The organism is Mesorhizobium sp. M0698 (genome assembly GCF_040320455.1).
GTDB lineage: Bacteria > Pseudomonadota > Alphaproteobacteria > Rhizobiales > Rhizobiaceae > Mesorhizobium.
The window spans coordinates 47,943-70,879 of the sequence record NZ_JAMYPQ010000006.1 but is presented as its reverse complement, the minus strand read 5'-3'; the positions used below and the strand labels follow the sequence as shown (position 1 = coordinate 70,879).

Here is a 22,937-nt window from a genome sequence, read left to right as displayed (position 1 = left end):
CACGCCAGGGAAATTGCCCCTGTGGATGAAGCGAAGGCAAAAAGCTCCGTCCCCGGACTTGTCCCCAACCGCCCGGAGAAGCCGACAGCACATCGAATTGTGGACAAACCGGCATCTGATACAGTCGCTTTGCGGTGGCCGAGTTTTCCGCCCGGCTTATCCACATCGGCCCACAGCCTGGAATGTATCCTGTGAACAAACCGCAGAGCTTCTTTCACCTTCATCTGATTTCCGACGCCACCGGCGAAACGCTGCTGGCCGCCGGCCGCGCGGCTTCCGCGCAATACAAGGATGCGCGCGCCATCGAACATATCTACCCGCTCATCCGCACCGAAAAGCAGGTGACGAAGGTGTTCGAGGACATCGAGGAGGAGCCGGGCATCATCCTCTACACGGTGGTCGACCAGAAGCTTGCCCGCGGTATCGACGAACGCTGCGCGGCCATGGGCCTGCCTTGCGTCTCGGTGCTGGAGCCGGTGCTGACGGTGTTCCAGTCCTATCTCGGCACGCCGGCCGGCCGCCGCGTCGGCGCCCAGCATGTGCTGGACGCCGAATATTTCCGCCGCATCGACGCGCTCAATTTCACCATGGAGCATGATGACGGCCAGCTGCCGGCCAATATGGACGATGCCGACATCGTGCTTGTCGGGATCTCACGCACCTCGAAGACCCCGACCAGCATCTATCTCGCCAATCGCGGCATCAAGACCGCCAACATTCCGATTGTGCTCGGCGTACCGGTGCCCGAAACCCTGGTCAATGCCAGGAGACCGCTGATCGTCGGCCTGGTCGCCACCGCCGAACGCATATCGCAAGTCCGGCAGAACCGCATTCTCGGCACCAGCGCCTATGAGCCGACCGATTATGTCGACCGCGCCGCGATCGCGGAAGAGCTCACCTATGCCCGCCAGATATGCACGCGGCATGGCTGGCCGATGATCGACGTCAGCCGCCGTTCGATCGAGGAGACGGCGGCGGCAATCGTTGCCCTGCGCGGCAAGACGCGGTAGGGTTTGGACGCTTGTGCTGTGGGTGGTCCTTACCTTCTCCCCTTGTGGGAGAAGGTGGCCGAGCGAAGCTCGGTCGGATGAGGGGTGTTCCAGCTTGGCACCAACAATGCTCCGTCCAACACCCCTCAACCGTCTTGGCGCTGCGCGCCAATCCACCTTCTCCCACAAGGGGAGAAGGAAAGATCAGGCGAAAAAAATGGCCGAAAAAATCATCCTTGCCTCGGGCAGCCCGTTCCGCAAGGCGCTGCTCGTCAATGCCGGCGTCGCAGTCGAAGCGGTTCCGGCTTCAGTCGATGAGCGCGCGCTGGAGGCGCCGCTGCAGAATAGTGGCGTGTCGCCGGAGGACGTCGCCCTGGTGCTCGCCGAAGCCAAGGCCACCGACGTCAGCGAGCGCAAGCCCGGCGCCCTGGTGCTCGGCTGCGACCAGACGCTGTCGCTCGGCGACGAGCTGTTCCATAAGCCGGCCGACATGGAAGGAGCGCGCCGTCATCTGCTGGCGCTGTCGGGCAAGACGCATCATCTCAACAGCGCCGTCGTGCTCGGCCGTGACGGCCAGGTTCTGTGGCGGCATGTCGGCATTGCGAGCCTGACCATGCGCAAGCTCGATCCGGCCTTCATCGGCCGCCATCTTGCGCGCGTCGGCGCCAAGGCCTTGTCCAGCGTCGGCGCTTACCAGATCGAAGGCGAAGGCATCCAGCTGTTCGAAAAAATCGAAGGCGACTATTTTACTATTGTCGGCCTGCCACTTTTGCCGGTGCTGGCCAAGCTGCGTGAGTTCGGGGCGATCGATGGCTGAGGCCACGAAAAAGGCGTTTGTCACGGGCCACCCGATCGCGCATTCCAGGTCTCCGAAGATCCACGGCTACTGGCTGACGAAATATGGCATCGGCGGCGTCTACGAGGCCATCGACGTTGCACCAGAGGCGTTTGCCGAATTCCTGCAGACGCTGCAGGCACAAGGCTATCGCGGCGGCAACGTCACCATCCCGCACAAGGAAGCCGCCTTCGCACTGGCGGCGCGCCGCGACGCCGACGCCGAACAGATCGGTGCGGTCAATACGCTGTGGTTCGAGAATGGCGAATTGTGGGGCGGCAATACCGACGCCCATGGCTTTGCCGCCAATCTGGACGAATATGCACCGGGCTGGGCGGCCAACGGCCGCGCCGTGGTGCTCGGCGCCGGTGGCGCCGCTCGCGCGGTTATTCATGCGCTGAAGCAGCGCGGCGTCGCCGACATCCGCATCGTCAATCGGACGCTTGCGAGGGCGCAGGAGCTGCGCGACCGCTTCGGTGCCGGCGTCTCCGCCCATGGCTTGGCGGCGACCGGCGAATTGCTCGAAGATGCCGGCCTGCTGGTCAACACGTCAGCGCTCGGCATGCACGGCAATGAAGGCCTGTCCGCCGATCCCCGCAGACTGCCGGACGGCGCCATCGTCACCGACATCGTCTACGTGCCACTGGAGACGCCGCTCCTTGCCGCGGCCAAAGCGCGCGGCCTGAGAACCGTCGATGGGCTCGGCATGCTGCTGCACCAGGCGGTGCCCGGCTTCGAGCGCTGGTTCGGCACCAGGCCGCAGGTCACCGCCGAACTGCGGCAAATGATCATCGCCGATATCGGCGCGATAAAATGATCGTGCTCGGCCTCACCGGATCGATCGGCATGGGCAAATCGACCACGGCCAAGATGTTTGCCGAAGCCGGCGTGCCGGTCCATGATTCCGACGAGGCTGTGCATCGCCTTTATGCCGGCAAGGCCGCGCCCTTGGTCGAGGCGGCCTTTCCCGGCACCACCAGATCCGGTGCGGTCGACCGTGCGGCACTGGCGGAGCGGGTGCTCGGCGACGCCGCCGCCCTGAAACGTCTGGAAGCGATCATCCATCCGTTGGTCCGTGCCGACGCCGATGCCTTCCTGGCTGAACATCGTGCCGCCGGCGCGCCTCTTGTCGTGCTCGATATACCGCTGCTGTTCGAGACCGGCGGCCGCGATCGCGTCGACAAGGTCGTGGTCGTCACCGCGCCGCCTGAAGTCCAGCGCGCCCGCGTGCTGGCACGGCCGGGCATGAACGAGGAGAAACTGGCGTCGATCCTGGCCAGGCAGGTTGCCGACGCCGAAAAGCGCCGGCGCGCCGACTTTGTCATCGACACCGGTCAGGGCTTTGACGCCGCTCGCGCGGCCGTCAAGGCGATCGTCGCCGAACTAGTCGTGGATAAGGCAGCCAGGCCTGGTTAAGAGGCTTGCAGACCCACATTACTTGTTGCCATTTTGTTCCTGGTGTGATTCGGCTAGAATGATGTCGGAACCAGTGGACTGATTCGATGCGTGAGATCATCTTCGATACGGAAACCACCGGCCTCGACACGCGCGAGGACCGCGTCATCGAGCTTGGCGGCATCGAGCTGGTCAACCGCTTTCCGACCGGCCGAACCTTCCACAAATACATCAACCCGCAAGGCCGCCAGATCCATCACGAGGCGCAGGCCGTGCACGGCATCAGCGCCGCCGATCTTCAGGGCAAGCCGACTTTCATGGAGATCGCCGAGGAGTTTCTGGCCTTCATCGACGGCGCCAAGCTGGTCGCGCACAATGCCGGCTTCGACATCGGCTTCCTCAATCTCGAATTCGGCCGGCTTGGCCATCCGGCCATCGATCCGGGACGGATCGTCGACACGCTGGCGCTGGCGCGCCGCAAGCATCCGATGGGCCCCAATTCGCTCGATGCGCTCTGCCGCCGCTACGGCATCGACAACGGCCGCCGGACCAAGCACGGCGCGCTGCTCGATTCGGAATTGCTGGCCGAGGTCTATATCGAGCTCATCGGCGGCAAGCAGGCAAGCCTCATCCTCGACAGCATCCTGACTCCGGCGGGCGGAAGGCAGAATGTCGACGACATCGATATTTCGATCGGTGTGCGGCCGATCGCCTTGCCGTCGCGCCTGACCGAAGCCGAGCGCACCGCGCACGCGGGCATGGTTGGCACATTGGGCGAAAAGGCGCTGTGGCTGCGCGTCCCCCCGGAAGCGAGTTCCGCCGCATAGTGATTTTGACAGGTTGCGGTCATCGGCAGCGAACGTCGATAGTTCCGTTCAGTGGCAAATCGCAAACCTTGGAGATTGGCTGAAATATCCCTCCAATTCGTCATCCCAGGGCGGAGCAAGGAGCAAAGCGACGCGGCGCAGACCCTGGGATCCATGCCGTTACCACGCGGCAGTGCGCCTGCGGACCAGAACCGAACTACCACCCCGTTCCGCGAAAAAGCTCGAACCACTCTGGATTGGTCTTCTCGATCAGCTCGATCTTCCACTGCCGCGGCCAGCGCTTCAGCGACTTCTCGCGCTGAATGGCGTCACGAATGTCGAAATGTTCCTCGTACCAGACCAGGCGCTGCACGCCGTAGCGGCCGGTGAAGCGCGAACCTTGGCCGGATTTGTGCTCCGGCATGCGGCGGCCGAGATCGTTGGTGACGCCGATGTAGATCGTGCCGCGCTTCTGGCTAGCGGTCATGTAGGTATAGCCGGTCATGGCTGAAGGGTAGCTGGCACAGTTGCGGATACAAGCGCCGTTCTGAGCCGCTGTATTCTTCGGCTGATGTAACGGCATGGATCCCAGGGTCTCCGCGACGTCGCTTCGCTCCTGCTCCGCCCTGGGATGACGAAGACGTGGTGATATTCGGCTAATCTCGAAGATATTCGACTTGCCGCTGAAGAGAACCATCGACGCTTGCGTCCGATTGGCCTTCAGCCTTTCGGGCGGGACATCATTATAAAAAACCCGGCGCAAGGCCGGGTTTTTCCAAACGCTAGCGAGACAACCGCTTCAGCTCACCTTGACCTTGGCGGCAGCCTGGTCCTCGGCCAACTTCTGCTGGAACATCTGCGCGAAATCGATCGGGTCTAGCATCAGCGGCGGGAAGCCGCCATTGCGTGTTGCCTCGGCGATGATCTGCCGGGCGAACGGGAACAGCAGCCGCGGGCATTCGATGAACAGGATCGGCAGCATGTGCTCCTGCGGGAAGCCGCTGATGGAGAAGACGCCGCCATAGACCAGTTCGACATTGAACAGCACTTCCTGGTCGAACGACGCTTTGGCGTTCAGCGTCAAATTGACGTCGAACTGCTTGTCGGAAAGCGGATTGGCGTTGACGTTGACATTGATGGCGATGCCCGGAGCCTTGTCGCGGCCGCGCAGCGAGTTCGGTGCGCCCGGGCTTTCGAAGGACAGGTCCTTCACATATTGCGCAAGCACGTTGAGCGAAGGCTGCGCCGCATTTCCATTACCGTTGGCTGCGCCGGTCGGCGCGTCGTCGTTGCTGGCCATAAGCTGTGGTCCTTTTGCCTGGGCAGCGTTGCTGACCGGATTGAAATTCGGGCGTTCGCTATCATGGCCGGCCCGACAAGACAAGTTTGCAAAAGACGCCGGTTGCCTTGCAGCTACTCGTCCTTGAGGCGGCGCCAGGGAGAACCCGGTCCGCGCGTATGGTCGTCGGCCCGCGAATAGTCGCCGTCGTCGAGATCGATGGTCTTGCCGCGTTGCCTTGCCCGCAAATCACTGCTGAAATCGGTGGCCAGCACGATGCGGCCTTTCAGCATCCGCCAGGCAAGATCGCGCACCGGCGGCAGGAACAGCAGAAGGCCGAAAATATCCGAGATGAAGCCGGGGATGATCAAAAGGATCGCGGCCAGCACGATCATGGCGCCATGCGCAAGCTGGCCGCTCGGATCACGCCCGGCATCCATTTCGGCACGGACCCTGGCCATCACGCCAAAACCCTGGTGCCGCAGCAGCAAGGCGCCGGCAATGCTCGAGGCCAGCACCAGCCCGACCGTCGCCAGCGCGCCGATCTGGCGGCCGACAATGACGAAACCGGCTATCTCCAGCAGCGGAAGCGTTAGAATGAACAGGGGAAACAGCGAGATACGCAAATCTTGACCGATCGTTTCGATGTTTTGCCGGCCGGCGAGCAATCGCCGCTGGCACCAGAGCTGTTAGATAGGTATGGCTGCCTTTGATTTGAATGATTGCGCCATGCGTTCTATATGCTTTGGATACCGAACGCTATGTGATCGCGGCCCTTGCTTGGCCGCTGGTCCGGCCAAAGCAGGGATTGATTGGCGCAAGATATGGGCTTCTTCGACTTCGGCACGATTTTCTTTCTGATTGCGGCGGTGGTGATCTTCTTCCAGCTGCGCAACGTGCTTGGCCGACGCACGGGCAACGAGCGCCCACCCTTCGATCCATATACGGCAGCGCGCAAAAACGACAAGGATGCCGCCCAGAAACCCGAGAACGTGGTCTCGCTGCCGCGCAAGCGCCTGGCGGGAGAGCCGGCGGCCGATGCCTATGTGGCGATCGATGCCTTTGCCAAGCCGGACACCGATCTCAACCGGGGCCTGCGGGCGATCAAGGACAATGATCCGACCTTCGATCCGAAGACCTTCGTCGACGGCGCCAAGATGTCCTACGAGATGATCCTCATCGCCTACGCCGATGGCGACCGCAAAACGCTGAAGAACCTTTTGTCGCGCGAGGTCTATGACGGCTTCGTCGCGGCCATCGGCGACCGTGAGGCGAAAGCCGAAAAGATCCAGTCCTCCTTCGTCGGCATCGACAAGGCCGACATCGTTTCGGCCGAGATGAAGGGCAGCGAGGCGCACATCACGCTGCGCATTGTCAGCGAGCTGATTTCGGCGACCCGCGACAAGGCCGGCGCCGTCATCGACGGCGATCCCGAAACCGTCGCCGAGGTCAAGGATGTCTGGACCTTCGCTCGTGACGCGCGCTCGCGCGATCCGAACTGGAAGCTCGTCGCCACCGAAGAAGAAGACTGAACTGGACGGCGGCGGAGGCTGTCGTGTCGCTTTCTCGAGCCTTCAGCGAAAAATCCTTTGGCGAATTGCCGGGCTGGGGCGAGGACGACCATCTCCCTGCCTTTGACGCCTTTCGCCGCTCGGCCTTTCATATCCTGACGAAACCCTACCGCTCCGGCGCGCTCGGCGTCGATTACAATGGCTTTGCCGACGCCTATGCCGAAGCGCGCACCGTTTCGCCGGCGAATCGGTTGCAGGCCCGAAGCTTTTTCGAGCGCCACTTCGTGCCGGCCCGTATCGATGCCGAAGGTGGTGGTCCCGGCCTGGTCACCGGCTTTTACGAGCCGGAGGTCGAAGCCTCGCCGGTACGCACGCAACGGTTTTCGGTGCCGTTGCTGTCGCGCCCGGCCGATCTTGTCGACGTCGACGACGGCAATCGTCCTTCCGGCATGGATCCTTATCTCGCCTTCGCACGTGCGGCGCCGAACGGCCCGGTCGAATATTTCGACCGCGGCGAGATCGAGTGCGGCGTGCTTGCCGGAAAAAGGCTGGAAATTGCCTGGCTCGCCGACAAGGTCGACGCCTTCTTCATTCACGTGCAGGGCGCGGCGCGGCTCAAGATGACCGACGGCAGGCTTCGCCGCATCACCTATGCCGCCAAATCCGGCCAGCGCTTTACCGGACCGGGCCAGATCCTGAGCGAGGAAGCCGAGATCCCGCTGGAGAAAGTGACGATGCAGTCGATCCGTGCCTGGTTCAAGGCGCATCCGGAACGCGTCGACGAGATCCTTTGGCGCAACCGCTCCTACATCTTCTTCCGCGAGATGGGCGTCGACGACCCAGAGCTCGGCCCGATCGCTGCCGCCAAGGTGGCGCTGACACCCGGCCGCTCGATCGCCGTCGACCGGCTGCTGCACACGTTCGGCACGCCCTTCCATATCGATGCGCCGTCGCTGACCGCTTTCGACGGAAAACCGTTCCGGCGGCTGATGATCGCGCAGGACACCGGCTCGGCGATCACCGGGCCGGCCCGCGGCGATCTGTTTGCCGGGTCGGGCGATGCGGCCGGCGAGATCGCCGGCGTTATCCGCAACGCCGCCGATTTTTATGCGCTGATCCCCCGGTCGCTTGTTTCAGGAGCAGGCCGATGACCCGGCGCATCGACAGGCTGAGCGAGGACGACCGGGTGCTGTGGAACCTGGTGGCGCGCACGGCAAAGCCGCTGAAGGGCAAAACCGCCGTCGAAATTCCAGACGTCGGGCCGGAGATCGACGAGACCAGGCAGGCGCCGCCGCCGGCACAGGTCGCGGGCAATGCTGCCACGGCCGCAAAGCCGAAGGCGCAGCATGTCTCCCACGCACTCGACGAACCGACGCTGGACAAGCTGTCGAAGGGCCGGCTGCCGATCGAGGGCCGCGTCGACCTGCATGGCCTGACCCAGGCTGAAGCCTATTCCCTGCTGTTTTCCTTCCTGTGCCGGGCGCATGCCGGCGGCATCCGCTACGTCCTTGTGATCACCGGCAAGGGTTCCTCGTCGGGCGGCGATGGCGTCTTGCGGCGCGCCGTGCCGTCATGGCTGTCGACACCCGCCTTCCGGCCCCTCGTCTCCAGCCACGACCATGCCGCCCGCAAACATGGCGGCTCGGGTGCGCTCTATATCCGCTTGCGGCGGGCGCGCTCATGAGGACACGCCCATGAGGGACGCACCTATGAGGATGCACCCATGAAGGTGCGCTTGTGACCCCATTCGGCGAAAAGCTTCGCGTGCTGAGAAACGAGCGCGGCGTCAGCCAGAAGGACATGGCCAAGGCGATCGGCGTCAGCGCGGCCTATCTCTCGGCGCTCGAACACGGCCGCCGCGGTGCGCCGAGCTGGACGCTGATCCAGAAGATCATCGGCTATTTCAACATCATCTGGGACGAGGCCGAGGAACTGGCGCGGTTGGCCGAAACCTCGCATCCGCGCGTCAAGCTCGACACGTCGGGTCTTAGCCCGGCGGCGACCGAGCTTGCCAATCTCCTGGCCGACAACATCGAAAAGCTCGACGAAGCCGAGCTTCGCCGCATCATTGCGTCGATCCGCGCCGCGCTGGCACAGCCGAAATGAGTTGCCTTGTTACTGGACCGAGCCGACCAGCACCTGCTGGCCGCCGCGGATCGAGACCCAGCGGCCGGTATTGTCAATCGCCTGCCGCTTGAGGAAACGATAGCCGGTCTGGTCCCAGGAGCGGACCTGGTCGGTCAGATTGTCGAGGATGTAGTCGCCCTTGTCGGTGCGCACCGTCAGCACGGCGTGGCCTTCGCCATCCGGCTTGCGCACGACGGTCATAAGCAGATCGGAAAACGAGACGCCCAGCCGGTTCAGCTCACGGCGCTTTTCCAGGACATAGTCCTCGCAATCGCCGACGCCCTTGTCGGGATAGGCCCAGACCTCGTCCTTGCCGTAGATGTCGAAGTCGCTCTCCGGCTTGACGGCGGCGTTAACCCTTGCCGTGACGCTGAGCAGCTTGCGCCACAGCGAGCCTGTCAGGCTGGCGGGCGACAGATCCTTCGGGCGGATCGAGCATTCGGACGCGTAGCTCTTGCAGAAATCATAATGGCCGATCGGCTGCGAGGTCGGGCCACCTGTTATCATCGGGCTGGCTGCCGAGGCCGAACCGGCCCAACCTGCCGCCACAGTAAGTCCGGCCAGCGCGCACAGGCGCAGCGTTCTCGCCATTGGTGAGGAAATCATTGTCCCCGCTTGTCCCTTGTTGTTAACGAAACGTTAAGGGGTATTTACAGTCCGTGTCAATTATGAGGATGGATTGATTTTGCGGCATGGTTACCCGCGTGGCGCCAACGCGACTATTGTGCAACAGCTCGGATGGACTACACCGATTCCAACCGGTAATTTTAGCGTTGGCCGACCTGACGCGAGGTCGCGGGCGCGGCATCATCGCTGGTCGCCTATTTCTTGCCGGTCCGGACCAGTTTCGGCTTCACCGCAACGCGGTTCTGACGGCCATAGCTGGTAATGAAATCAACGATGCGCGGCACGATTTCGGAGCGGAAGCGCGAGCCGTTGAACACACCATAATGGCCGACCGCCGGCTGCATGTAATGGGCGTGCCTGTCAGCCGGGATGTTGATGCACAGGTCGTGCGCAGCCTTGGTCTGGCCAAGGCCGGAGATGTCGTCGTTCTCGCCCTCGACCGTGAACAGGGCGACATTGCGGATCGCCGAAGGGTCGACCGCCACGCCGCGATGCGTCATTTTGCCCTTGGGCAAGGCCTGGCGGACAAACACGGTGTCGACGGTCTGCAGGTAGAATTCCGCCGTCAGATCCATCACCGCCAGATATTCGTCGTAGAACTCGCGGTGCTTCTCGGCATTGTCGCCGTCATGCTTCACCAGATGCATGAAGAAGTCCTTGTGGGCGATGATGTGGCGGTCGAGGTTCATGCTCATGAACCCCGAAAGCTGCAGGAAGCCAGGATAGACCTCGCGGCCGAAGCCCGGCACCGGCCAGGGCGCGCGCATGATGACGTTGTCGCGGAACCAGTCGATGCCCTTTTCCTGCGCCAGCAGATTGACCGCCGTCGGATTGCGGCGCGTGTCGATCGGCCCGCCCATCAGCGTCATCGTCGAGGGCACGAACGGATCACCCTTGGCTTCCATCAGTGCCGCCGCCGCCAGCACCGGCACTGAAGGCTGGCACACCGCCATCACATGGGTGTCGGGGCCCAGCGCATGCAGCATGTCGACGATGTAGTCGATATAGTCGTCAAGATCGAAGCTGCCGTCGGCCAGCGGCACCATGCGGGCGTCGACCCAGTCGGTGATATGCACGTCGGCATAGGGCAGCATCGCCTCCACCGTGCCGCGCAGCAGCGTCGCGTAGTGGCCCGACATCGGCGCGACGATCAACAGCTTCGGATCCGGCCGGCGCCCGGCCGGAACCGCGCGCTCGAAACGAACCAGGTTGCAGAACGGCCGCGACCAGACGGTGCGTTCGCTGACCTCGACGTTTTTCCAGTCGACCACGGTCTTGGTCAGGCCGAATTGCGGCTTGCCGTAGCGGCGCGTCGTGCGCTCGAACAGTTCGGCCGTTGCCGCAACCGAGCGGCCCCAGGACGTGTGTGAAACCGGATTGAGCGGATTGGAGTAGAACAGGCGCATCGCATCGGCATAGAGGCGGGCCGGCTGCAAGGCGGCGTGGTTCAGTTCGTAGAGCTGGTAGAACATCGAGAACCCCGCTGCCGACTGCGATCGAAGGGCCGACGAGCAGCGCCGAGCCTTGAATGCCTTGCGGGGAAGTTAGCAACAATCTGCTGCGATGCAATACGTCAACTTGCGTGATTTATGCTCGTTCTTTCGTCCAAGGCGTTGAGAATCCGCCTGGAACGGCAACAGCCGGCTCAATGTGCACCTGCGAAGGCCTGGCAAGCAGCACGGCTATTGGGGATGAGCGTCGGAGGCGGTGTCCGGCCGTGGCGGCCGTTAGACCCGTGCCATGCAGACAGCGGTGTGACCCGAGCTGATGAAGCCAAGCTGGCTGGCGGCGCCCTTCGACAGATCGAGCATCCGGCCCCTGATAAACGGGCCGCGGTCGTTGATACGCACGACGACGCTGCGGCCATTGTTGCGGTTGGTCACCTTCAGCTTGGTGCCGAACGGCAGGCTGCGATGCGCTGCGGTCAGCGCCGACGGGTTCATGCGTTCGCCGGAAGCGGTTCTGGAATGCAGTGAGTACCAGGAGGCACGGCCGCACTGCGCGGCGGCGCTGGCACTGGATGCGCCGACCATCAGGCCAGCCGCGGTCATGGCCGCGACAAGCGCGGTCCGGTTGCTTTTGTTCATGTGTTGGGGACTGGCTCCGTTGACAGACCCGCAGCGGTTAGGGGCGAATGAGGCAGCAAATGCGGCAATGATCTGTCGGTTCCATGACAATGTTACACGTTTGGAGTCGGTGCGAAACAATTTGTCAGAGAGTTTCCGCAGCACGACACAGCTTCTTTGATGATCGTTGCACCGATCTCCGCATGTCTTGCGCAGGATCAGAGGTTAGCATCCAAGTAGAAGTTGGCGTGACCGAACCGCTTCTTTTAGCTGTTCCATTCCGGCCGGAACGCGGCTGACGATCGACTTGGAAAGGAGTTTCAGCAATGAGATTGATCAAAAATCTGCTGGCCTTGATTGTGCTCGCCACCGGCGTGCTGTGGTCATTGCAAGGCATCGGCCTTATCGGTGGCAGCTTCATGACCGGCCAGTCGCAATGGCTCTATGTCGGCATCGTCACCGCGCTGGTTGGCCGGGCTGGCCTGGGCGAACCGCTCGCGTGGTTGAGCAGGCGTCGATCCTCAGGCATTGGCCGGAGCAGCACACAGCGGACCGTGGCAGCCCGGTCACCGCGACCAGTACTGCCAGCCCCAGTAGAAACTTTCGTCGCGCGGCGGTAAGCGGTTGCGCTCCGCGTCCAGATGCACCGGCGTCGGCGTTTTGCGTTCGTCGTCAGGCGGCTGTTTGTCTCCGGCCTTGATCAGGCGGAGCCAATGGCCGAAATGCGCAAACAATACAGCGGTGGAATGGGGCATCGTCACGTCTCCGGTCCGGTTACTCCCGCCCCGCCCACGGGACCAGCACCCGCTCGATCCTGCGGATGATGAATTCGAGCACGAAGGCAATGGCCGCGATCACCAGTATGCCCATCACCACCACGTCGGTGACGAGGAACTGGGCAGCGGACTGGATCATGAATCCGAGCCCGCGCGTCGCGGCCACCAGCTCGGCGGCAACCAGCGTCGACCAGCCGGCGCCAAGCGCGATGCGCAGGCCGGTCAGGATCGAGGGCAGCGCGCTGGGCAGGATGACGTGCCTGATCACTTGGCGCCGCGTGGCGCCAAGTGAGCGCGCTGCATTGATGCGGTCCTTCGATACGCCGCGAACACCCGATGCCGTCGACAGCGCAACTGGCGCCAGCATGGCAATGGCAATCACCAGGATCTTGGACGGCTCGCCAATGCCGAACCAGATAATGATCAGCGGCAGATAGGCGAGCGGCGGGATCGGCCGCAGGAATTCGAGCAGCGGATCGAAGATGCCGCGCCCGATCGTGCTGATGCCGATAGCCAGCCCGATGGGAACGCCGACGAAAACGGCCGCGATCAGCGCTGCAAACACCCGCCACAGGCTGGCGGCGATATGCTGGAGCAGCGTCGCGTCGACAAAGCCGTCACGGGCGACGACGACAAATTTGTTCCAGACTGCGACAGGCGACGGCAGGAAAACCGGCGACACCAATTGCAGGCGGGCCGATGCCGTCCACGCCGCCAGCATCATCAGAATGGTGATCGCGCTAACCACGCGGGCCGAAACGCGGCTGCGTCTCGGCCGCGGCCGCGACCATGGCACCGACAACCCGTCGGCTCCGTCGTCGACCTTGGAGCGCTGCGGCCGCTCGGTATAGGAGGTAACGGTCATGCTGCCTCCCCTTCGAAGATCGCGTCGGTCAGCTCGCCGCGCGCCGCGGCGAAGGCGGGATCGGCCTTGATGCTGCGAATGGCCTCGCCGGCTGCATAGCGCCGGCTGAAGCCGGTCTCGAAGCTCTGCACCACCCGGCCAGGGCCGGGAGCGAGCACAATGATGCGGGTGGCAAGAACCAGCGCTTCGTCGATGCCGTGCGTGACCATCAGCACGCCGACCTGGCTTGCCGTCCACAGATCGAGCAGCGTTGTCTGCATGCGTTCGCGTGTCAGCGCATCGAGCGCGCCCAGCGGCTCGTCGAGCAGCAGGAATTGCGGCTCGGCCGCCAGCGCCCGGGCCAGGCCGACCCGCTGGCGCATGCCGCCGGAAAGCTCCCAGATGCGCTTATCGCCGGCGCCGTCGAGCTTCACCAGCGCCAGAAGCTTGTCGGCGCGCCGCGCCCGTTCAGCCGCCCTGACACCGCGCAGCCTGAGCGCAAAGGCGACATTTTCCCGCGCGGTCAGCCACGGAAACAGCGCGTCGTTCTGGAACACGACGGCGCGGTCAGAGCCTGGCGCCGTGACCGGCCTGCCGCCAATCGTGGCGCGTCCGCGCACAGGCTCGACCAAGCCCGCAGCGACGTTGAGCAACGAGGTCTTGCCGCAGCCGGAGCGGCCGACCAGGACAACGAAGTCATCCTTGGCGATTTCAATCGACACATTTTCGACCGCCGGCGCCGGCTGACCGTCATAGTGGACCGAGACCTTGTCGAGCACGAGATGCGTCATGGGAACCTCGCCGATATTCCGAATCTGTCTGCCCCGAAGCCGCTCCTCGCAAGCGGTTCGGGGCAGGGAGCACGCGGCGTCAGGGAAGGAGAACCGCGCGCGTTGGCGTCAGTTCGAGGCAAGCGCTTCGCTGACATATTTCGACGACACGTATTTCGAATAATCCGGCAGCACGGCGTCAATCTTGCCCTGCTCCTTGAGGAAGGCCGATGTCGCCTCGACCGCCTTGACCGTGCCGCCACCGAGGAACTTGTCCGAGGCCTGCTCCTCGAGCGTCGGGAAGACATAGCCCCTCAGCAGTTGCGGCACGTCTTCGAGCTTGGCCCCGGTGATCCTGGCAATCTTGGCCGCTTGCGGCGAGGACACCGACCATTGATCCGGCTTGGCCAGGAAGTCGGCATAGGCAGCGCCCGTCACTTTGACGAAGTCGCGCACCGCTTCCGGGTTCCTTTCGGCGAAGTCGGTGCGCACGATCCAGGCGTCGAAGGTCGGCGCGCCCCAGGCGGCGACCTGGGAGGAATCCAGCACGACCTTGCCCGTCGTCTTGATCTGGCCGAGTGCCGGATCCCAGACATAGGCGGCGTCGATGTCGCCGCGCGCCCATGCCGCCGCGATCTCCGGTGGCCGTAGATTGAGAATATCGACCGACTTCGGGTCGACACCCTCATGCTTCAGCGCGGCAAGCAGGCTGTAATGCGTCGTCGAAACGAAGGGCACCGCCACCTTCTTGCCGGCAAGGTCGGCGGCCTTCTCGATGCCGGCGCCGTTGCGGGCGACAAGGGCTTCGGATTCGCCGATCAGCCCGACAATGAAGATTGTCTGGATGGGAAGCTCGTGGCTCGCCGCCGCCGCCAGCGGGCTCGAGCCGACATAACCGATGTCGACCGAACCGGAAGCGATCGCCGCGATCACGTCGGCGCCGGAATCGAATTTCCGCCAGTCGATTGTCGACTTGGTCGCGCTCTCATAGGCGCCGTCGGCCTGCGGCACCTTCGAGGGTTCGACGACCGTCTGGTAGCCGATAGTGATCTTGAGGTCCTGCGCATCGGCTGGGCCGAGAAAGGCCGCACCAGCCAAGGCCGCCGAGGACAAGAGAACGATACGTCGCGAAATGGTGGACATGAAAGGCTCCTTGGAAAACGAGAAAAACCCGGATTGCGTTTCATAGTCACCTAACTCTATCGTTCTTGTAGAGTTAAATCCTTCCAATCGGTTCGGTCTTGTTAGAAAAAGTCATCTGGCTATGGCAGTTGCACATTCGCACGCTTCTGGGTGACGGGACGGCCCGGGTGAGAACCATCGTCCTTGCCCGGGGAACCTCTTCCACGTCGTCCATGCGCGCACCAAGGATTTTCCCGTTTTCGCCCCTGCATCGGCAAACCATGCTGCGAGTAGCCAAGAAATTGGAAACAAGTTCCCTGTGTTCGCGGTTAAGTCTAGTATCCTTATCGACATTGAAGGATTGGAGAGGACGATGAGCGACGCCACCCTCCTTGTTGCCGCGCGCGGCATGCTTTGGCCTTCAAATTCAGGGGCAGAAACTGCTGTCGGTGTTCTCGCCGATGGGGACATTCCTGCCGCCGGCCAGTTTGGCGGTACGCCATTGGCGGCGGCTTCTGTGCTTCCAAAAGCACAAGCCCCGGCCAAAATGGCCATTGCGGCGTGAAAACGAAGCAAAATCAACGTTTCTCGGCTTGTATATCATGTCACTAGAATTTATCTGTAGTGACAGCTTGGACGCGGCGGGGAGGCACGCCAGGCGTTTCGCAACCGGTGGCCTTGCGCCATCGCATGACAGAGAAACGTTCGGGTTATGCTCACAAAAAAAGGTAAATACGGCCTCAAGGCGCTCGTCCATCTGGCACGCCTGCCGGTTGGACAGCTCGCCTTCGTCAACGACATCGCCACAGGAAACAATATTCCGAAGAAGTTCCTCGATGCCATCCTTGGCGAATTGCGCAATGCCGGTTTCGTTCAGAGCCGCAAGGGCAAGGAGGGCGGCTACCGGCTGGCACGCCCGGCGGACGAGATCAAGGTCGGCCACGTCGTGCGCGTGCTCGACGGACCGCTTGCCCCCATTCCTTGCGCCAGCCGCACCCAGTATCAGCGCTGCGAAGACTGCAACGAGGCGACATGCCAAGTCCGACACCTGATGCTGGAGGTCCGGCAGGCCATCGCCGAGGTGCTGGACCAGCGCAGCCTCGCCGAAATGCGCGACATCGCCGGCGACGAGGATTTTTCGGCGGCGTTGAAAATCCAGGCCTGAACCAATCTCTCCTGAGCCGGCGACGATCGCCAGGACAGCTGGTGTGCGCATGACCGTGCGCGCTACGCCAAGTTCGATCATCATTGTCGGTGGCGGTGCCAGCGGCGTCGTGCTTGCCGCGCATCTGCTGAAGTCGCCCAATCCCGATCTACGTGTCAGCTTGATCGAAAAACGCCCTCATTTTGGGCAAGGCATGGCCTATTCAACGCTGCTGTCGGCGCATGTGCTGAATGTCAGCGCGTCGGGCATGAGCGCCTATGCCGACGATCCCGGCAATTTCTCGCGCTGGCTGCTTGAACGCGGCCTGGCAACGCCGGAACAGGCGCCGGTCTATGCGCCGCGCAGCGTCTACGCCCGCTATCTCAAGGAGCTTCTCGACGAGCTCGAGGCGCGTGAGCAGCGGACGGGCCGGCTGCGCCTAATCCGCGAGGAGAGCCTGTCGATCTCGCCGACCGCGTCAGGCGTCGAAGTGGCGCTGGCCAACGGCACCAGCGTGGTTGCGCATCTTGCCGTGCTCGCCACCGGCCACGACGAAGAGCCGGGGGCGGGGCAGGGGCATGCGATCAGGATGGGATCCGAGGCGGATACTGCGCTCGACCCCGAAGCCCGAGTCCTGGTCCTGGGCACCGGCTTGAGCATGGTCGATGCCTTCCTGTCGCTCGAGCAGCGCGGCCACCGCGGCGCGATCGTCGCGGTGTCGCGGCGCGGCCTGCTGCCTTCGCCGCATCGCAAGGGCAATCCGATCAAGCTCGACGTTGCCGACATTCCGCTCGGCACCCAGCTTTCCTATTTCGTCGGCTGGTTCCGCGACCTGATCCGGGAAAACCAGAAGGCCGGCATCGACTGGCGCGACGTCGTCGACGGTCTGAGACCCTTCAACCAGAAGATCTGGCAGAACTGGCCGTCCTCGGCCAAGCGCCGCTTCGTCGAGCACACCAAGGCCTGGTGGGACATCCACCGCCATCGCATGGCGCCGGAAGTCTACACCCGCGTTGCCGAGGCGGTGCAAGCGGGCCGCATCCGCCTTGTCGCCGGGCGCGTCGTCGAGATCGCCGCCGGCGACGGCTTCAGCGTACAGGTCCAGTCGCGCCACACGCAGCAGCTCGAAAGGTTCGACGTCACCCGCATCTATGATTGCACAGGCATCGCCAGGGACATCTCGACCACCTCGAACAGCGTGGTGCGGTCGCTGGTCGAGCGTGGGCTGGCACGGCCGGATCCGCTGCGCCTCGGCCTCGACGTGACCGCGAACTGCGAGGTCATCGCCGGCGACGGCACGGTATCCGCCAAGATCCTCGCCGTCGGGCCACTGACGCGCGGCACCTTCTTCGAAATCGACGCCATTCCCGATATTCGCGTGCAGTGCGCGCGGCTGAGCAAGCGCTTGCTCGGATGAGGCTCCCTTCGTCTTGGCGCAATTCGGACGCAAGACCGCCGCCGTTGGGTGAAAAGACCTCGACGGCATAAACGCGTTCGCTGAAGACGAACCAGGGGTGCGGGAGCTCGCTCCACCAGAGCCGACCGGCCAGCCCGTGGTGGTCGAGACAGCCAGGCGATGACGCCACACGTTTCGGCTGTCTCGCATTGACCGTATTGGTGTCGCGGACGCCCATCTTCGTTCTCCTCCATGGATTTTGTAGCCGGCCAGGCCGTGAGCCGCGACCCTGGCCAGATGACCGGGCAAATTCTGCTTCCGTTGTCACCGTGCCTTGCCTAGCATTGGCGCATGACCCAACGCGGAAGACTGTACGGCTGTCCGGTCGAGTTCGCGCTCGACGCGCTCGGCGGCAAATGGAAGACGGTGATCCTGGCGCGGATCAAGGAACAGCCGATGCGCTATTCCGACCTGCGCCGGCTGATCCCCTCACTCTCGGACAAGATGCTGACGCAGCGCCTGGCCGAGCTTGTCGAGATCGGCTTCGTCACGCTCGAGACGTCGCCGGACGGCAAGGGGCGCTACGCCTTGACCGGGCGCGGCGGTGATCTCGCCGCCGCGCTGCAGGCGCTCTATGACTGGGGCAGCGTGCATGGCCGCGCCGAGGGTGTGCGCTTTCGCACCGACAGCGCAGCCACCACCTAGATCAATTCCGGGAAAAGCGCGGAGCGGTTTTCCGTCCGCAATGTGTGAAGACAAAGCGATGGAGCGGTTCGGCGTTGCCGTGAAACGGTGGGTCGCGCGGCAAGCCGATTGCCCTCAACCCGCGCCGGCAAGCGCGCTGCAGAAGCTTGCGACGTCGGTGACGACGGCTTCGCCGAGGAAGCGTAGCGTCGCCATCGAGCGGTCGCGCGCTTCGCGGTTTCCGAAGCCACAGGCGTCCTCGATTACCATGGCGACGAAGCCATTGTCGGTCGCCTGGCGAACGGTCGGCTCGATGCCGATCTCCATGGCGATGCCAGCGAGCGCTATCGTGCGCACGCCGCAATCGCGCAAGGCAAAGCCGAGCGCGGTGGAATCGAAGGCCGACATCGTGAGCTTGTCGAACACCGCCTCGTCATCGCGGGGTTCCAGCTCGGGCACGATCCGCGTCGCTTCGGCGTCGCGCGGGAACCACGGCTCGACCATGTCGGGGCTGTCGCGCCGCTGCCAGGCCATGGCGGTGCGCAGCTGCGTCGCGCCCATCCATTTGCGCGGCAGCGACAGATGGCGCGTGAACGCCACCCGCATTCCGGCCCCGCGCGCCGCTTCCAGCACCGTGCCGGTACACTCGACGATGGTCGCGGCGCCGGCCACCTGGCGGCAGATACCGACCTGCATATCGTAGACCACCAGCGCCGTGCGGCGTGGATCGCACCACTCAGCCAGGCTGGCCGAAATTTCGATCCCGTCGCTCGACCGGATCATGCCGCCGTCCGGTCCCATGGCTTGGCGATATCGACCGTCGGGTCGAACAGGAATTCCAGCGGCAATGGCGCGTCGAAGGCGATGAAGTGCCATTCCAGCATCCCGGCCTTGGACAGCGGGAAGTCCTCGGTGTAGCGCCTCGCTTCCGCGACGCTGTCGAGCTCGAAGACGATGATGACGCCGCCAATATCGCCGCGCGCATAATTCTCGCGCACGATCCCCGCCTTCCAGAGCCGCCAGACATTCGACACTTCGTCGCGCAGATAAGGCCGCAAATCGTCGAGCGTGACGCCGGGCTTGAAATTGTCATAGGCAAGAATCTTCATCGGCCATTCCTTGCATTGCTGTTCGCCCAGCGCCGGGTAGCATGGCGGAATCGGCGGCCGCAACGAACGAGATGGTGCGTTGAAACGGCCGCACGATTGCCGTTGATCCCTATGGGCGGCCGGGCGGCCACGGGATAATTTTTGCTGAAGAGGAGGAAAAGCGCGGTGAGGCTGAACCCCGAGGGCATGCACAGCAATCCGGCCTATTCGCAAGGCGTGTCGCTGCCGGCATCCGCGCGCATCGTGCTGGTCGGCGGCCAGAATGGCGTCGACGCGCAAGGCCGGATCGTCGCCAGGGACGATCTCCCTGCACAGACCGCTCAGGCGCTTTCCAACCTGGCAAAGGTGCTCGAAGCCGGTGGGGCAAAGCCTGAAGACCTCGTCAGCCTCTCGGTCTATATCGCCGGCGACCTGGACATAGGGCCGGCCTTCGGCGCCTGGATGGCCTTCTGGGCAAACCGTGGCGCGCCGCCGATCATCAAGGTGCTGCGCGTCGCCGGCCTCGGCAATCCGGATTTTCTGATCGAGATCGAAGCCCAGGCGGCGATCGCCTGAACCCTAAGCGGGTTCTGCAAATCTTTTGCCCTGCCTGCAGGCCGACGAAGCTTTCGCGAAATTCCATTCCCCTGCTGGCGGCCGGATTGGCACGATCTATCTTCTTTCCAACTGCAAACGGCTGGAAAAGACGGTAGGTTGCCGTCTTCCAGGGCGGTTGCTCATTCTGGCAACGGAGCATCTGACATGAGCAAGCACAAGATCGTGGCACCGGACGATGCATCGTCCCGCCTGCGCCCGCCCTATGCCTCGGTTCTCGACCTGATCGGGCAGACGCCGGTCGTCGAGCTGACCAAATTCGACATCGGCAAGTGCCGGCTGTTCATCAAGCTCGAAAGCCAGAATCCCGGCGGCTCGATCAAGGACCGCATCGCGCTGTCGATGATTGCCGCCGCCGAAAAACAGGGCAAACTGAAACGCGGCGGGACGATCGTGGAGGCGACCGCCGGCAATACCGGTCTTGGTCTCGCCCAGGTCGGCATCCCCAAGGGCTACCGCATCATCCTCGTCGTGCCCGACAAGATGTCGCGCGAAAAAATCCAGCATCTGCGGGCGCTCGGCGCGGAAGTGCGCATGACGCGTTCCGATGTCGGCAAGGGCCATGCCGAATATTATCAGGACATGGCCGAAAAGATCGCCGCCGAGTTGCCCGGCGCCTTCTACGCCAACCAGTTTGCCAACCCGGCCAATCCGCTGGCCCACGAAACCACGACCGGGCCGGAAATCTTTCAACAGCTCGGAGGCGATGTCGATGCGGTGGTCGTCGGCGTCGGCTCCGGCGGCACGCTGACCGGGCTTGGCCGCTATTTTGCGAAAGTCTCGCCGAAGACCGAGATGATTTTGGCCGATCCGGTCGGCTCGGTGCTGGCCCCGTTGATCAAGACCGGCAAGATGGTAGAGGCCGGAAGCTGGACCGTCGAAGGCATCGGCGAGGATTTCGTGCCGCCCAATGCCGATCTGTCGCTGGTCAGGAAGGCCTATTCCATCCCCGACAAGCAGAGCATGCTTGCGGTGCGCGACCTGCTTTCGAAGGAAGGCATTCTCGCCGGCTCGTCGTCCGGTACGCTGCTTTCGGCAGCGCTTCGCTATTGCCGCGAGCAGACCGTGCCGAAGCGCGTCGTTACCTTCGTCTGCGACAGCGGCAACAAGTACCTGTCGAAAGTCTTCGACGATTTCTGGCTGGTCGAGCAGGGCCTGGCCGAGCAGGAGCAGCATGGCGACCTGCGCGACCTGGTCATGCGCACGCTCCGCACCGGCGATGTCGTGTCCGTCGGCCCGGACGAAAGCCTGCTCAACGCCTATGGCCGCATGCGCCGATCGGATGTCTCGCAGCTGCCGGTGCTGGACGAGGGCAAGCTCGTCGGCATCATCGACGAAAGCGATATCCTCGCCAAGGTCGAAGGCCCCTATGACAGCCGCTGGGACCGCTTCAAGGCCCCGGTCAGTACGGCTATGACCTCTACCCTGCACACGCTGCAAGCCAGCCAGACGCTGGACGCGTTGCTGCCGGTCTTCGATCGCAACGAGGTCGCCATCGTCTTCGATGGCGACGAATTCATCGGCCTGATAACACGCATCGACCTGATCAACCATCTGAGGCGCGCCCGATGACCGTCAAAGCCACCGTATCGGGCAAAAACCGCCTCGCCTTTTCGACGCGCACCATCCATGGCGGCCAGAGCCACGACCCGACGACGGGCGCGGTGATGGTACCGATCTATGCCACTTCGACCTACGGTCAGCAGAGCCCGGGCGTGCACAAGGGCTTTGAATATGCCCGCAGCCAGAACCCGACCCGCTTCGCCTTCGAGCGCGCGGTGGCCGACCTCGAAAGCGGCACAGCCGCCTTCGCCTTCGCTTCGGGGCTGGCGGCGATCGCAACCATTTTCGAATTGCTCGATTCAGGCGCGCATATCGTCGCGACCGACGACATCTATGGCGGCACGTTCCGGTTGCTGGAACGGGTGCGCAAGCGCTCGGCCAATTTGCAGGTCGACTTCGTCGACTTCACCGACCTTGCCGCGGTCGAGGCGGCGATCCGCCCGGAAACCAAAATGCTCTGGGTCGAGACGCCGACCAACCCGCTGCTGCGTGTCGTCGACCTCGAAGGCGTCGCAGCACTTGCCAGGCGCAAAGGCGTGCTCTCAGTCGCCGACAACACTTTCTGCAGCCCCTATCTGCAGCGGCCGCTGGAGCTCGGCATCGACATCGTGGTCCATTCGACGACGAAATACCTCAACGGCCATTCCGACATGGTCGGCGGCGTCGCCGTGGTCGGCGACAACAAGGATCTCGCCGACCGGCTGAAATTCCTGCAGAACGCCATCGGCGCCATTTCAGGGCCGTTCGACAGTTTCCTGGCGCTGCGCGGACTGAAGACGCTTGCGCTGAGGATGGAGCGTCATTCGTCGAACGGCCAGAAGATCGCGCACTGGCTGGAGACCCGTCCCGACATCCGCCGTGTCATCTATCCCGGCCTGCCCAGCCACCCGCAGCACGCCATCGCCAGGCGGCAGATGCACGCCTTCGGCGGCATGATCACGGTCGAGCTCGACCGCGACCTCGCCGGCACCAAACGCTTCCTCGAACATACGCAACTGTTCACGCTGGCCGAAAGCCTCGGCGGCGTCGAAAGCCTGATCGAGCACCCGGCGCTGATGACGCACGGCTCGATCCCGGCGAAAAAACGCGCCGAGATCGGGATTTCGGATTCGCTGGTGCGGTTGTCGGCCGGGATCGAGGACGGCGACGATCTGATCGCGGATCTGGATCAGGCGCTGGCGAGTTAGAAAGCGCCCGACCAAAGGCGATCGACCGCCAATGTTGGCGCTGCCCCTCATCGCCCTGCCGGGCACTTCTCCCCGTATAGGGACGGGGAGAAGGGAAATGGCCGCAACGCCGC

28 protein-coding genes are annotated in these 22,937 nt (G+C 63.5%); 17 read left to right on the top strand and 11 right to left on the bottom strand.

Features of this window, described 5'->3' with window-relative positions:
• The first annotated feature begins 191 nt into the window (after positions 1-191).
• From NKI16_RS15310 to dnaQ, 5 genes are all read left to right on the top strand, one after another.
• Positions 192-1,010: a pyruvate, water dikinase regulatory protein gene (locus NKI16_RS15310; protein ID WP_352453668.1), complete on the top strand. Its 819-nt coding sequence runs from the start codon at positions 192-194 to the stop codon at positions 1,008-1,010.
• A gap of 196 nt (positions 1,011-1,206) precedes the next feature.
• On the top strand, positions 1,207-1,806 hold the full coding sequence (locus NKI16_RS15305; RefSeq protein ID WP_352685118.1) for a Maf-like protein: 600 nt from the start codon (positions 1,207-1,209) through the stop codon (positions 1,804-1,806).
• Positions 1,799-2,641 carry a shikimate dehydrogenase gene (locus NKI16_RS15300; protein WP_352685120.1) on the top strand — a complete coding sequence of 281 codons (843 nt, stop codon included), beginning with the start codon at positions 1,799-1,801 and terminating at the stop codon, positions 2,639-2,641. Before NKI16_RS15305 ends, NKI16_RS15300 begins: the two co-directional genes overlap by 8 nt.
• The gene (coaE, locus tag NKI16_RS15295) at positions 2,638-3,240 is read left to right on the top strand and encodes a dephospho-CoA kinase (RefSeq protein ID WP_352685122.1); all 603 of its coding nucleotides are present in this window, start codon (positions 2,638-2,640) and stop codon (positions 3,238-3,240) included. The genes NKI16_RS15300 and coaE overlap by 4 nt, the downstream gene beginning before the upstream one ends.
• 86 nt (positions 3,241-3,326) lie before the next feature.
• Positions 3,327-4,046, top strand: coding sequence for a DNA polymerase III subunit epsilon (gene dnaQ, locus NKI16_RS15290; protein WP_352784318.1), 720 nt, complete (start codon positions 3,327-3,329; stop codon positions 4,044-4,046).
• Between the two features lie 196 nt (positions 4,047-4,242).
• Here dnaQ and NKI16_RS15285 read toward each other — a convergent pair whose 3' ends face one another.
• The 3 genes from NKI16_RS15285 to NKI16_RS15275 all read right to left on the bottom strand — a co-directional run bounded on the left by NKI16_RS15285 (position 4,243) and on the right by NKI16_RS15275 (position 5,930).
• A complete protein-coding gene (locus NKI16_RS15285) occupies positions 4,243-4,530 on the bottom strand; it encodes a GIY-YIG nuclease family protein (RefSeq protein WP_352570211.1) in 288 nt (95 codons plus the stop codon).
• Between the two features lie 294 nt (positions 4,531-4,824).
• On the bottom strand, positions 4,825-5,325 hold the full coding sequence (gene secB / locus NKI16_RS15280) for a protein-export chaperone SecB (RefSeq protein ID WP_023675917.1): 501 nt from the start codon (positions 5,323-5,325) through the stop codon (positions 4,825-4,827).
• Positions 5,326-5,438: 113 nt separating this feature from the next.
• Positions 5,439-5,930, bottom strand: coding sequence for an FxsA family protein (locus tag NKI16_RS15275; protein WP_352570108.1), 492 nt, complete (start codon positions 5,928-5,930; stop codon positions 5,439-5,441).
• Between the two features lie 198 nt (positions 5,931-6,128).
• Between NKI16_RS15275 and NKI16_RS15270 the strand changes: the two genes are divergently transcribed.
• Genes NKI16_RS15270 through NKI16_RS15255 form a run of 4 tightly spaced genes read left to right on the top strand, consistent with a single transcriptional unit; the run spans position 6,129 to position 8,921 of the window.
• Positions 6,129-6,836 carry a Tim44/TimA family putative adaptor protein gene (locus NKI16_RS15270; RefSeq protein ID WP_352923228.1) on the top strand — a complete coding sequence of 236 codons (708 nt, stop codon included), beginning with the start codon at positions 6,129-6,131 and terminating at the stop codon, positions 6,834-6,836.
• Between the two features lie 23 nt (positions 6,837-6,859).
• Positions 6,860-7,966 carry a murein transglycosylase A gene (mltA, locus tag NKI16_RS15265; protein WP_352784316.1) on the top strand — a complete coding sequence of 369 codons (1,107 nt, stop codon included), beginning with the start codon at positions 6,860-6,862 and terminating at the stop codon, positions 7,964-7,966.
• On the top strand, positions 7,963-8,499 hold the full coding sequence (locus NKI16_RS15260) for a Smr/MutS family protein (protein WP_352570111.1): 537 nt from the start codon (positions 7,963-7,965) through the stop codon (positions 8,497-8,499). The genes mltA and NKI16_RS15260 overlap by 4 nt, the downstream gene beginning before the upstream one ends.
• 53 nt (positions 8,500-8,552) lie before the next feature.
• Positions 8,553-8,921 carry a helix-turn-helix domain-containing protein gene (locus NKI16_RS15255; protein ID WP_352570112.1) on the top strand — a complete coding sequence of 123 codons (369 nt, stop codon included), beginning with the start codon at positions 8,553-8,555 and terminating at the stop codon, positions 8,919-8,921.
• A 9-nt stretch (positions 8,922-8,930) separates the two neighbouring features.
• Here NKI16_RS15255 and NKI16_RS15250 read toward each other — a convergent pair whose 3' ends face one another.
• The 3 genes from NKI16_RS15250 to NKI16_RS15240 all read right to left on the bottom strand — a co-directional run bounded on the left by NKI16_RS15250 (position 8,931) and on the right by NKI16_RS15240 (position 11,656).
• Positions 8,931-9,548 (bottom strand): transglutaminase-like cysteine peptidase, encoded by a 618-nt coding sequence (locus NKI16_RS15250; protein ID WP_352570114.1) that lies wholly within the window; start codon positions 9,546-9,548, stop codon positions 8,931-8,933.
• Between the two features lie 215 nt (positions 9,549-9,763).
• Positions 9,764-11,041, bottom strand: a complete 1,278-nt coding sequence (locus NKI16_RS15245) for a polyhydroxyalkanoate depolymerase (protein WP_352570116.1) — start codon at positions 11,039-11,041, stop codon at positions 9,764-9,766.
• A gap of 255 nt (positions 11,042-11,296) precedes the next feature.
• Complete coding sequence (locus NKI16_RS15240; RefSeq protein WP_352570118.1) at positions 11,297-11,656, bottom strand: septal ring lytic transglycosylase RlpA family protein; 360 nt, start codon at positions 11,654-11,656, stop codon at positions 11,297-11,299.
• Positions 11,657-11,961: 305 nt separating this feature from the next.
• Here NKI16_RS15240 and NKI16_RS15235 point away from each other — a divergent pair, with 305 nt between their 5' ends.
• On the top strand, positions 11,962-12,255 hold the full coding sequence (locus NKI16_RS15235; RefSeq protein WP_352697404.1) for a hypothetical protein: 294 nt from the start codon (positions 11,962-11,964) through the stop codon (positions 12,253-12,255).
• Positions 12,256-12,409: 154 nt separating this feature from the next.
• On the opposite strand, the gene NKI16_RS15230 is transcribed toward NKI16_RS15235, so the two are convergent.
• The 3 genes from NKI16_RS15230 to tauA all read right to left on the bottom strand — a co-directional run bounded on the left by NKI16_RS15230 (position 12,410) and on the right by tauA (position 15,168).
• Positions 12,410-13,276, bottom strand: a complete 867-nt coding sequence (locus NKI16_RS15230) for an ABC transporter permease subunit (RefSeq protein ID WP_352697403.1) — start codon at positions 13,274-13,276, stop codon at positions 12,410-12,412.
• Entirely contained in the window at positions 13,273-14,046 is a 774-nt protein-coding gene (locus NKI16_RS15225) for a taurine ABC transporter ATP-binding protein (RefSeq protein ID WP_352570124.1), read from the bottom strand. Before NKI16_RS15225 ends, NKI16_RS15230 begins: the two co-directional genes overlap by 4 nt.
• A gap of 108 nt (positions 14,047-14,154) precedes the next feature.
• Positions 14,155-15,168, bottom strand: a complete 1,014-nt coding sequence (gene tauA / locus NKI16_RS15220; protein WP_352570126.1) for a taurine ABC transporter substrate-binding protein — start codon at positions 15,166-15,168, stop codon at positions 14,155-14,157.
• A gap of 352 nt (positions 15,169-15,520) precedes the next feature.
• Here tauA and NKI16_RS15215 point away from each other — a divergent pair, with 352 nt between their 5' ends.
• The 4 genes from NKI16_RS15215 to NKI16_RS15200 all read left to right on the top strand — a co-directional run bounded on the left by NKI16_RS15215 (position 15,521) and on the right by NKI16_RS15200 (position 18,392).
• On the top strand, positions 15,521-15,712 hold the full coding sequence (locus tag NKI16_RS15215; RefSeq protein WP_352923191.1) for a hypothetical protein: 192 nt from the start codon (positions 15,521-15,523) through the stop codon (positions 15,710-15,712).
• A 147-nt stretch (positions 15,713-15,859) separates the two neighbouring features.
• Positions 15,860-16,312, top strand: coding sequence for an RrF2 family transcriptional regulator (locus tag NKI16_RS15210; protein ID WP_023675902.1), 453 nt, complete (start codon positions 15,860-15,862; stop codon positions 16,310-16,312).
• A gap of 49 nt (positions 16,313-16,361) precedes the next feature.
• Positions 16,362-17,708 carry an FAD/NAD(P)-binding protein gene (locus NKI16_RS15205; RefSeq protein ID WP_352784313.1) on the top strand — a complete coding sequence of 449 codons (1,347 nt, stop codon included), beginning with the start codon at positions 16,362-16,364 and terminating at the stop codon, positions 17,706-17,708.
• A 330-nt stretch (positions 17,709-18,038) separates the two neighbouring features.
• Entirely contained in the window at positions 18,039-18,392 is a 354-nt protein-coding gene (locus NKI16_RS15200) for a winged helix-turn-helix transcriptional regulator (protein ID WP_352570132.1), read from the top strand.
• A gap of 114 nt (positions 18,393-18,506) precedes the next feature.
• Here NKI16_RS15200 and NKI16_RS15195 read toward each other — a convergent pair whose 3' ends face one another.
• Together NKI16_RS15195 and NKI16_RS15190 are read right to left on the bottom strand one after the other, a co-directional pair.
• Entirely contained in the window at positions 18,507-19,154 is a 648-nt protein-coding gene (locus NKI16_RS15195; protein WP_352570134.1) for a cysteine hydrolase family protein, read from the bottom strand.
• Positions 19,151-19,480, bottom strand: a complete 330-nt coding sequence (locus NKI16_RS15190; RefSeq protein ID WP_352570136.1) for a hypothetical protein — start codon at positions 19,478-19,480, stop codon at positions 19,151-19,153. The genes NKI16_RS15195 and NKI16_RS15190 overlap by 4 nt, the downstream gene beginning before the upstream one ends.
• A gap of 165 nt (positions 19,481-19,645) precedes the next feature.
• Between NKI16_RS15190 and NKI16_RS15185 the strand changes: the two genes are divergently transcribed.
• The 3 genes from NKI16_RS15185 to NKI16_RS15175 all read left to right on the top strand — a co-directional run bounded on the left by NKI16_RS15185 (position 19,646) and on the right by NKI16_RS15175 (position 22,824).
• The gene (locus tag NKI16_RS15185; RefSeq protein ID WP_352570138.1) at positions 19,646-20,035 is read left to right on the top strand and encodes a RidA family protein; all 390 of its coding nucleotides are present in this window, start codon (positions 19,646-19,648) and stop codon (positions 20,033-20,035) included.
• 186 nt (positions 20,036-20,221) lie between these two features.
• Complete coding sequence (locus NKI16_RS15180; protein ID WP_352570140.1) at positions 20,222-21,646, top strand: pyridoxal-phosphate dependent enzyme; 1,425 nt, start codon at positions 20,222-20,224, stop codon at positions 21,644-21,646.
• A complete protein-coding gene (locus NKI16_RS15175; protein WP_352570142.1) occupies positions 21,643-22,824 on the top strand; it encodes a cystathionine gamma-synthase in 1,182 nt (393 codons plus the stop codon). The genes NKI16_RS15180 and NKI16_RS15175 overlap by 4 nt, the downstream gene beginning before the upstream one ends.
• Positions 22,825-22,937: the final 113 nt, after the last annotated feature.

Excerpts from the sequence above, each read along its gene's own strand:
- NKI16_RS15190 (WP_352570136.1), bottom strand. The coding sequence starts at position 19,480 with ATGAAGATTCTTGCCTATGACAATTTCAAGCCCGGCGTCACGCTCGAC.
- NKI16_RS15285 (WP_352570211.1), bottom strand. The coding sequence starts at position 4,530 with ATGACCGGCTATACCTACATGACCGCTAGCCAGAAGCGCGGCACGATC.
- NKI16_RS15205 (WP_352784313.1), top strand. The coding sequence starts at position 16,362 with ATGACCGTGCGCGCTACGCCAAGTTCGATCATCATTGTCGGTGGCGGT.
- NKI16_RS15235 (WP_352697404.1), top strand. The coding sequence starts at position 11,962 with ATGAGATTGATCAAAAATCTGCTGGCCTTGATTGTGCTCGCCACCGGC.
- NKI16_RS15240 (WP_352570118.1), bottom strand. The coding sequence starts at position 11,656 with ATGAACAAAAGCAACCGGACCGCGCTTGTCGCGGCCATGACCGCGGCT.
- NKI16_RS15215 (WP_352923191.1), top strand. The coding sequence starts at position 15,521 with ATGAGCGACGCCACCCTCCTTGTTGCCGCGCGCGGCATGCTTTGGCCT.
- NKI16_RS15180 (WP_352570140.1), top strand. The coding sequence starts at position 20,222 with ATGAGCAAGCACAAGATCGTGGCACCGGACGATGCATCGTCCCGCCTG.
- dnaQ (WP_352784318.1), top strand. The coding sequence starts at position 3,327 with ATGCGTGAGATCATCTTCGATACGGAAACCACCGGCCTCGACACGCGC.
- NKI16_RS15230 (WP_352697403.1), bottom strand. The coding sequence starts at position 13,276 with ATGACCGTTACCTCCTATACCGAGCGGCCGCAGCGCTCCAAGGTCGAC.
- NKI16_RS15245 (WP_352570116.1), bottom strand. The coding sequence starts at position 11,041 with ATGTTCTACCAGCTCTACGAACTGAACCACGCCGCCTTGCAGCCGGCC.
- NKI16_RS15225 (WP_352570124.1), bottom strand. The coding sequence starts at position 14,046 with ATGACGCATCTCGTGCTCGACAAGGTCTCGGTCCACTATGACGGTCAG.
- secB (WP_023675917.1), bottom strand. The coding sequence starts at position 5,325 with ATGGCCAGCAACGACGACGCGCCGACCGGCGCAGCCAACGGTAATGGA.
- NKI16_RS15210 (WP_023675902.1), top strand. The coding sequence starts at position 15,860 with ATGCTCACAAAAAAAGGTAAATACGGCCTCAAGGCGCTCGTCCATCTG.
- NKI16_RS15305 (WP_352685118.1), top strand. The coding sequence starts at position 1,207 with ATGGCCGAAAAAATCATCCTTGCCTCGGGCAGCCCGTTCCGCAAGGCG.
- NKI16_RS15250 (WP_352570114.1), bottom strand. The coding sequence starts at position 9,548 with ATGATTTCCTCACCAATGGCGAGAACGCTGCGCCTGTGCGCGCTGGCC.
- NKI16_RS15200 (WP_352570132.1), top strand. The coding sequence starts at position 18,039 with ATGACCCAACGCGGAAGACTGTACGGCTGTCCGGTCGAGTTCGCGCTC.
- NKI16_RS15270 (WP_352923228.1), top strand. The coding sequence starts at position 6,129 with ATGGGCTTCTTCGACTTCGGCACGATTTTCTTTCTGATTGCGGCGGTG.
- NKI16_RS15175 (WP_352570142.1), top strand. The coding sequence starts at position 21,643 with ATGACCGTCAAAGCCACCGTATCGGGCAAAAACCGCCTCGCCTTTTCG.
- coaE (WP_352685122.1), top strand. The coding sequence starts at position 2,638 with ATGATCGTGCTCGGCCTCACCGGATCGATCGGCATGGGCAAATCGACC.
- NKI16_RS15300 (WP_352685120.1), top strand. The coding sequence starts at position 1,799 with ATGGCTGAGGCCACGAAAAAGGCGTTTGTCACGGGCCACCCGATCGCG.
- tauA (WP_352570126.1), bottom strand. The coding sequence starts at position 15,168 with ATGTCCACCATTTCGCGACGTATCGTTCTCTTGTCCTCGGCGGCCTTG.
- NKI16_RS15260 (WP_352570111.1), top strand. The coding sequence starts at position 7,963 with ATGACCCGGCGCATCGACAGGCTGAGCGAGGACGACCGGGTGCTGTGG.
- NKI16_RS15195 (WP_352570134.1), bottom strand. The coding sequence starts at position 19,154 with ATGATCCGGTCGAGCGACGGGATCGAAATTTCGGCCAGCCTGGCTGAG.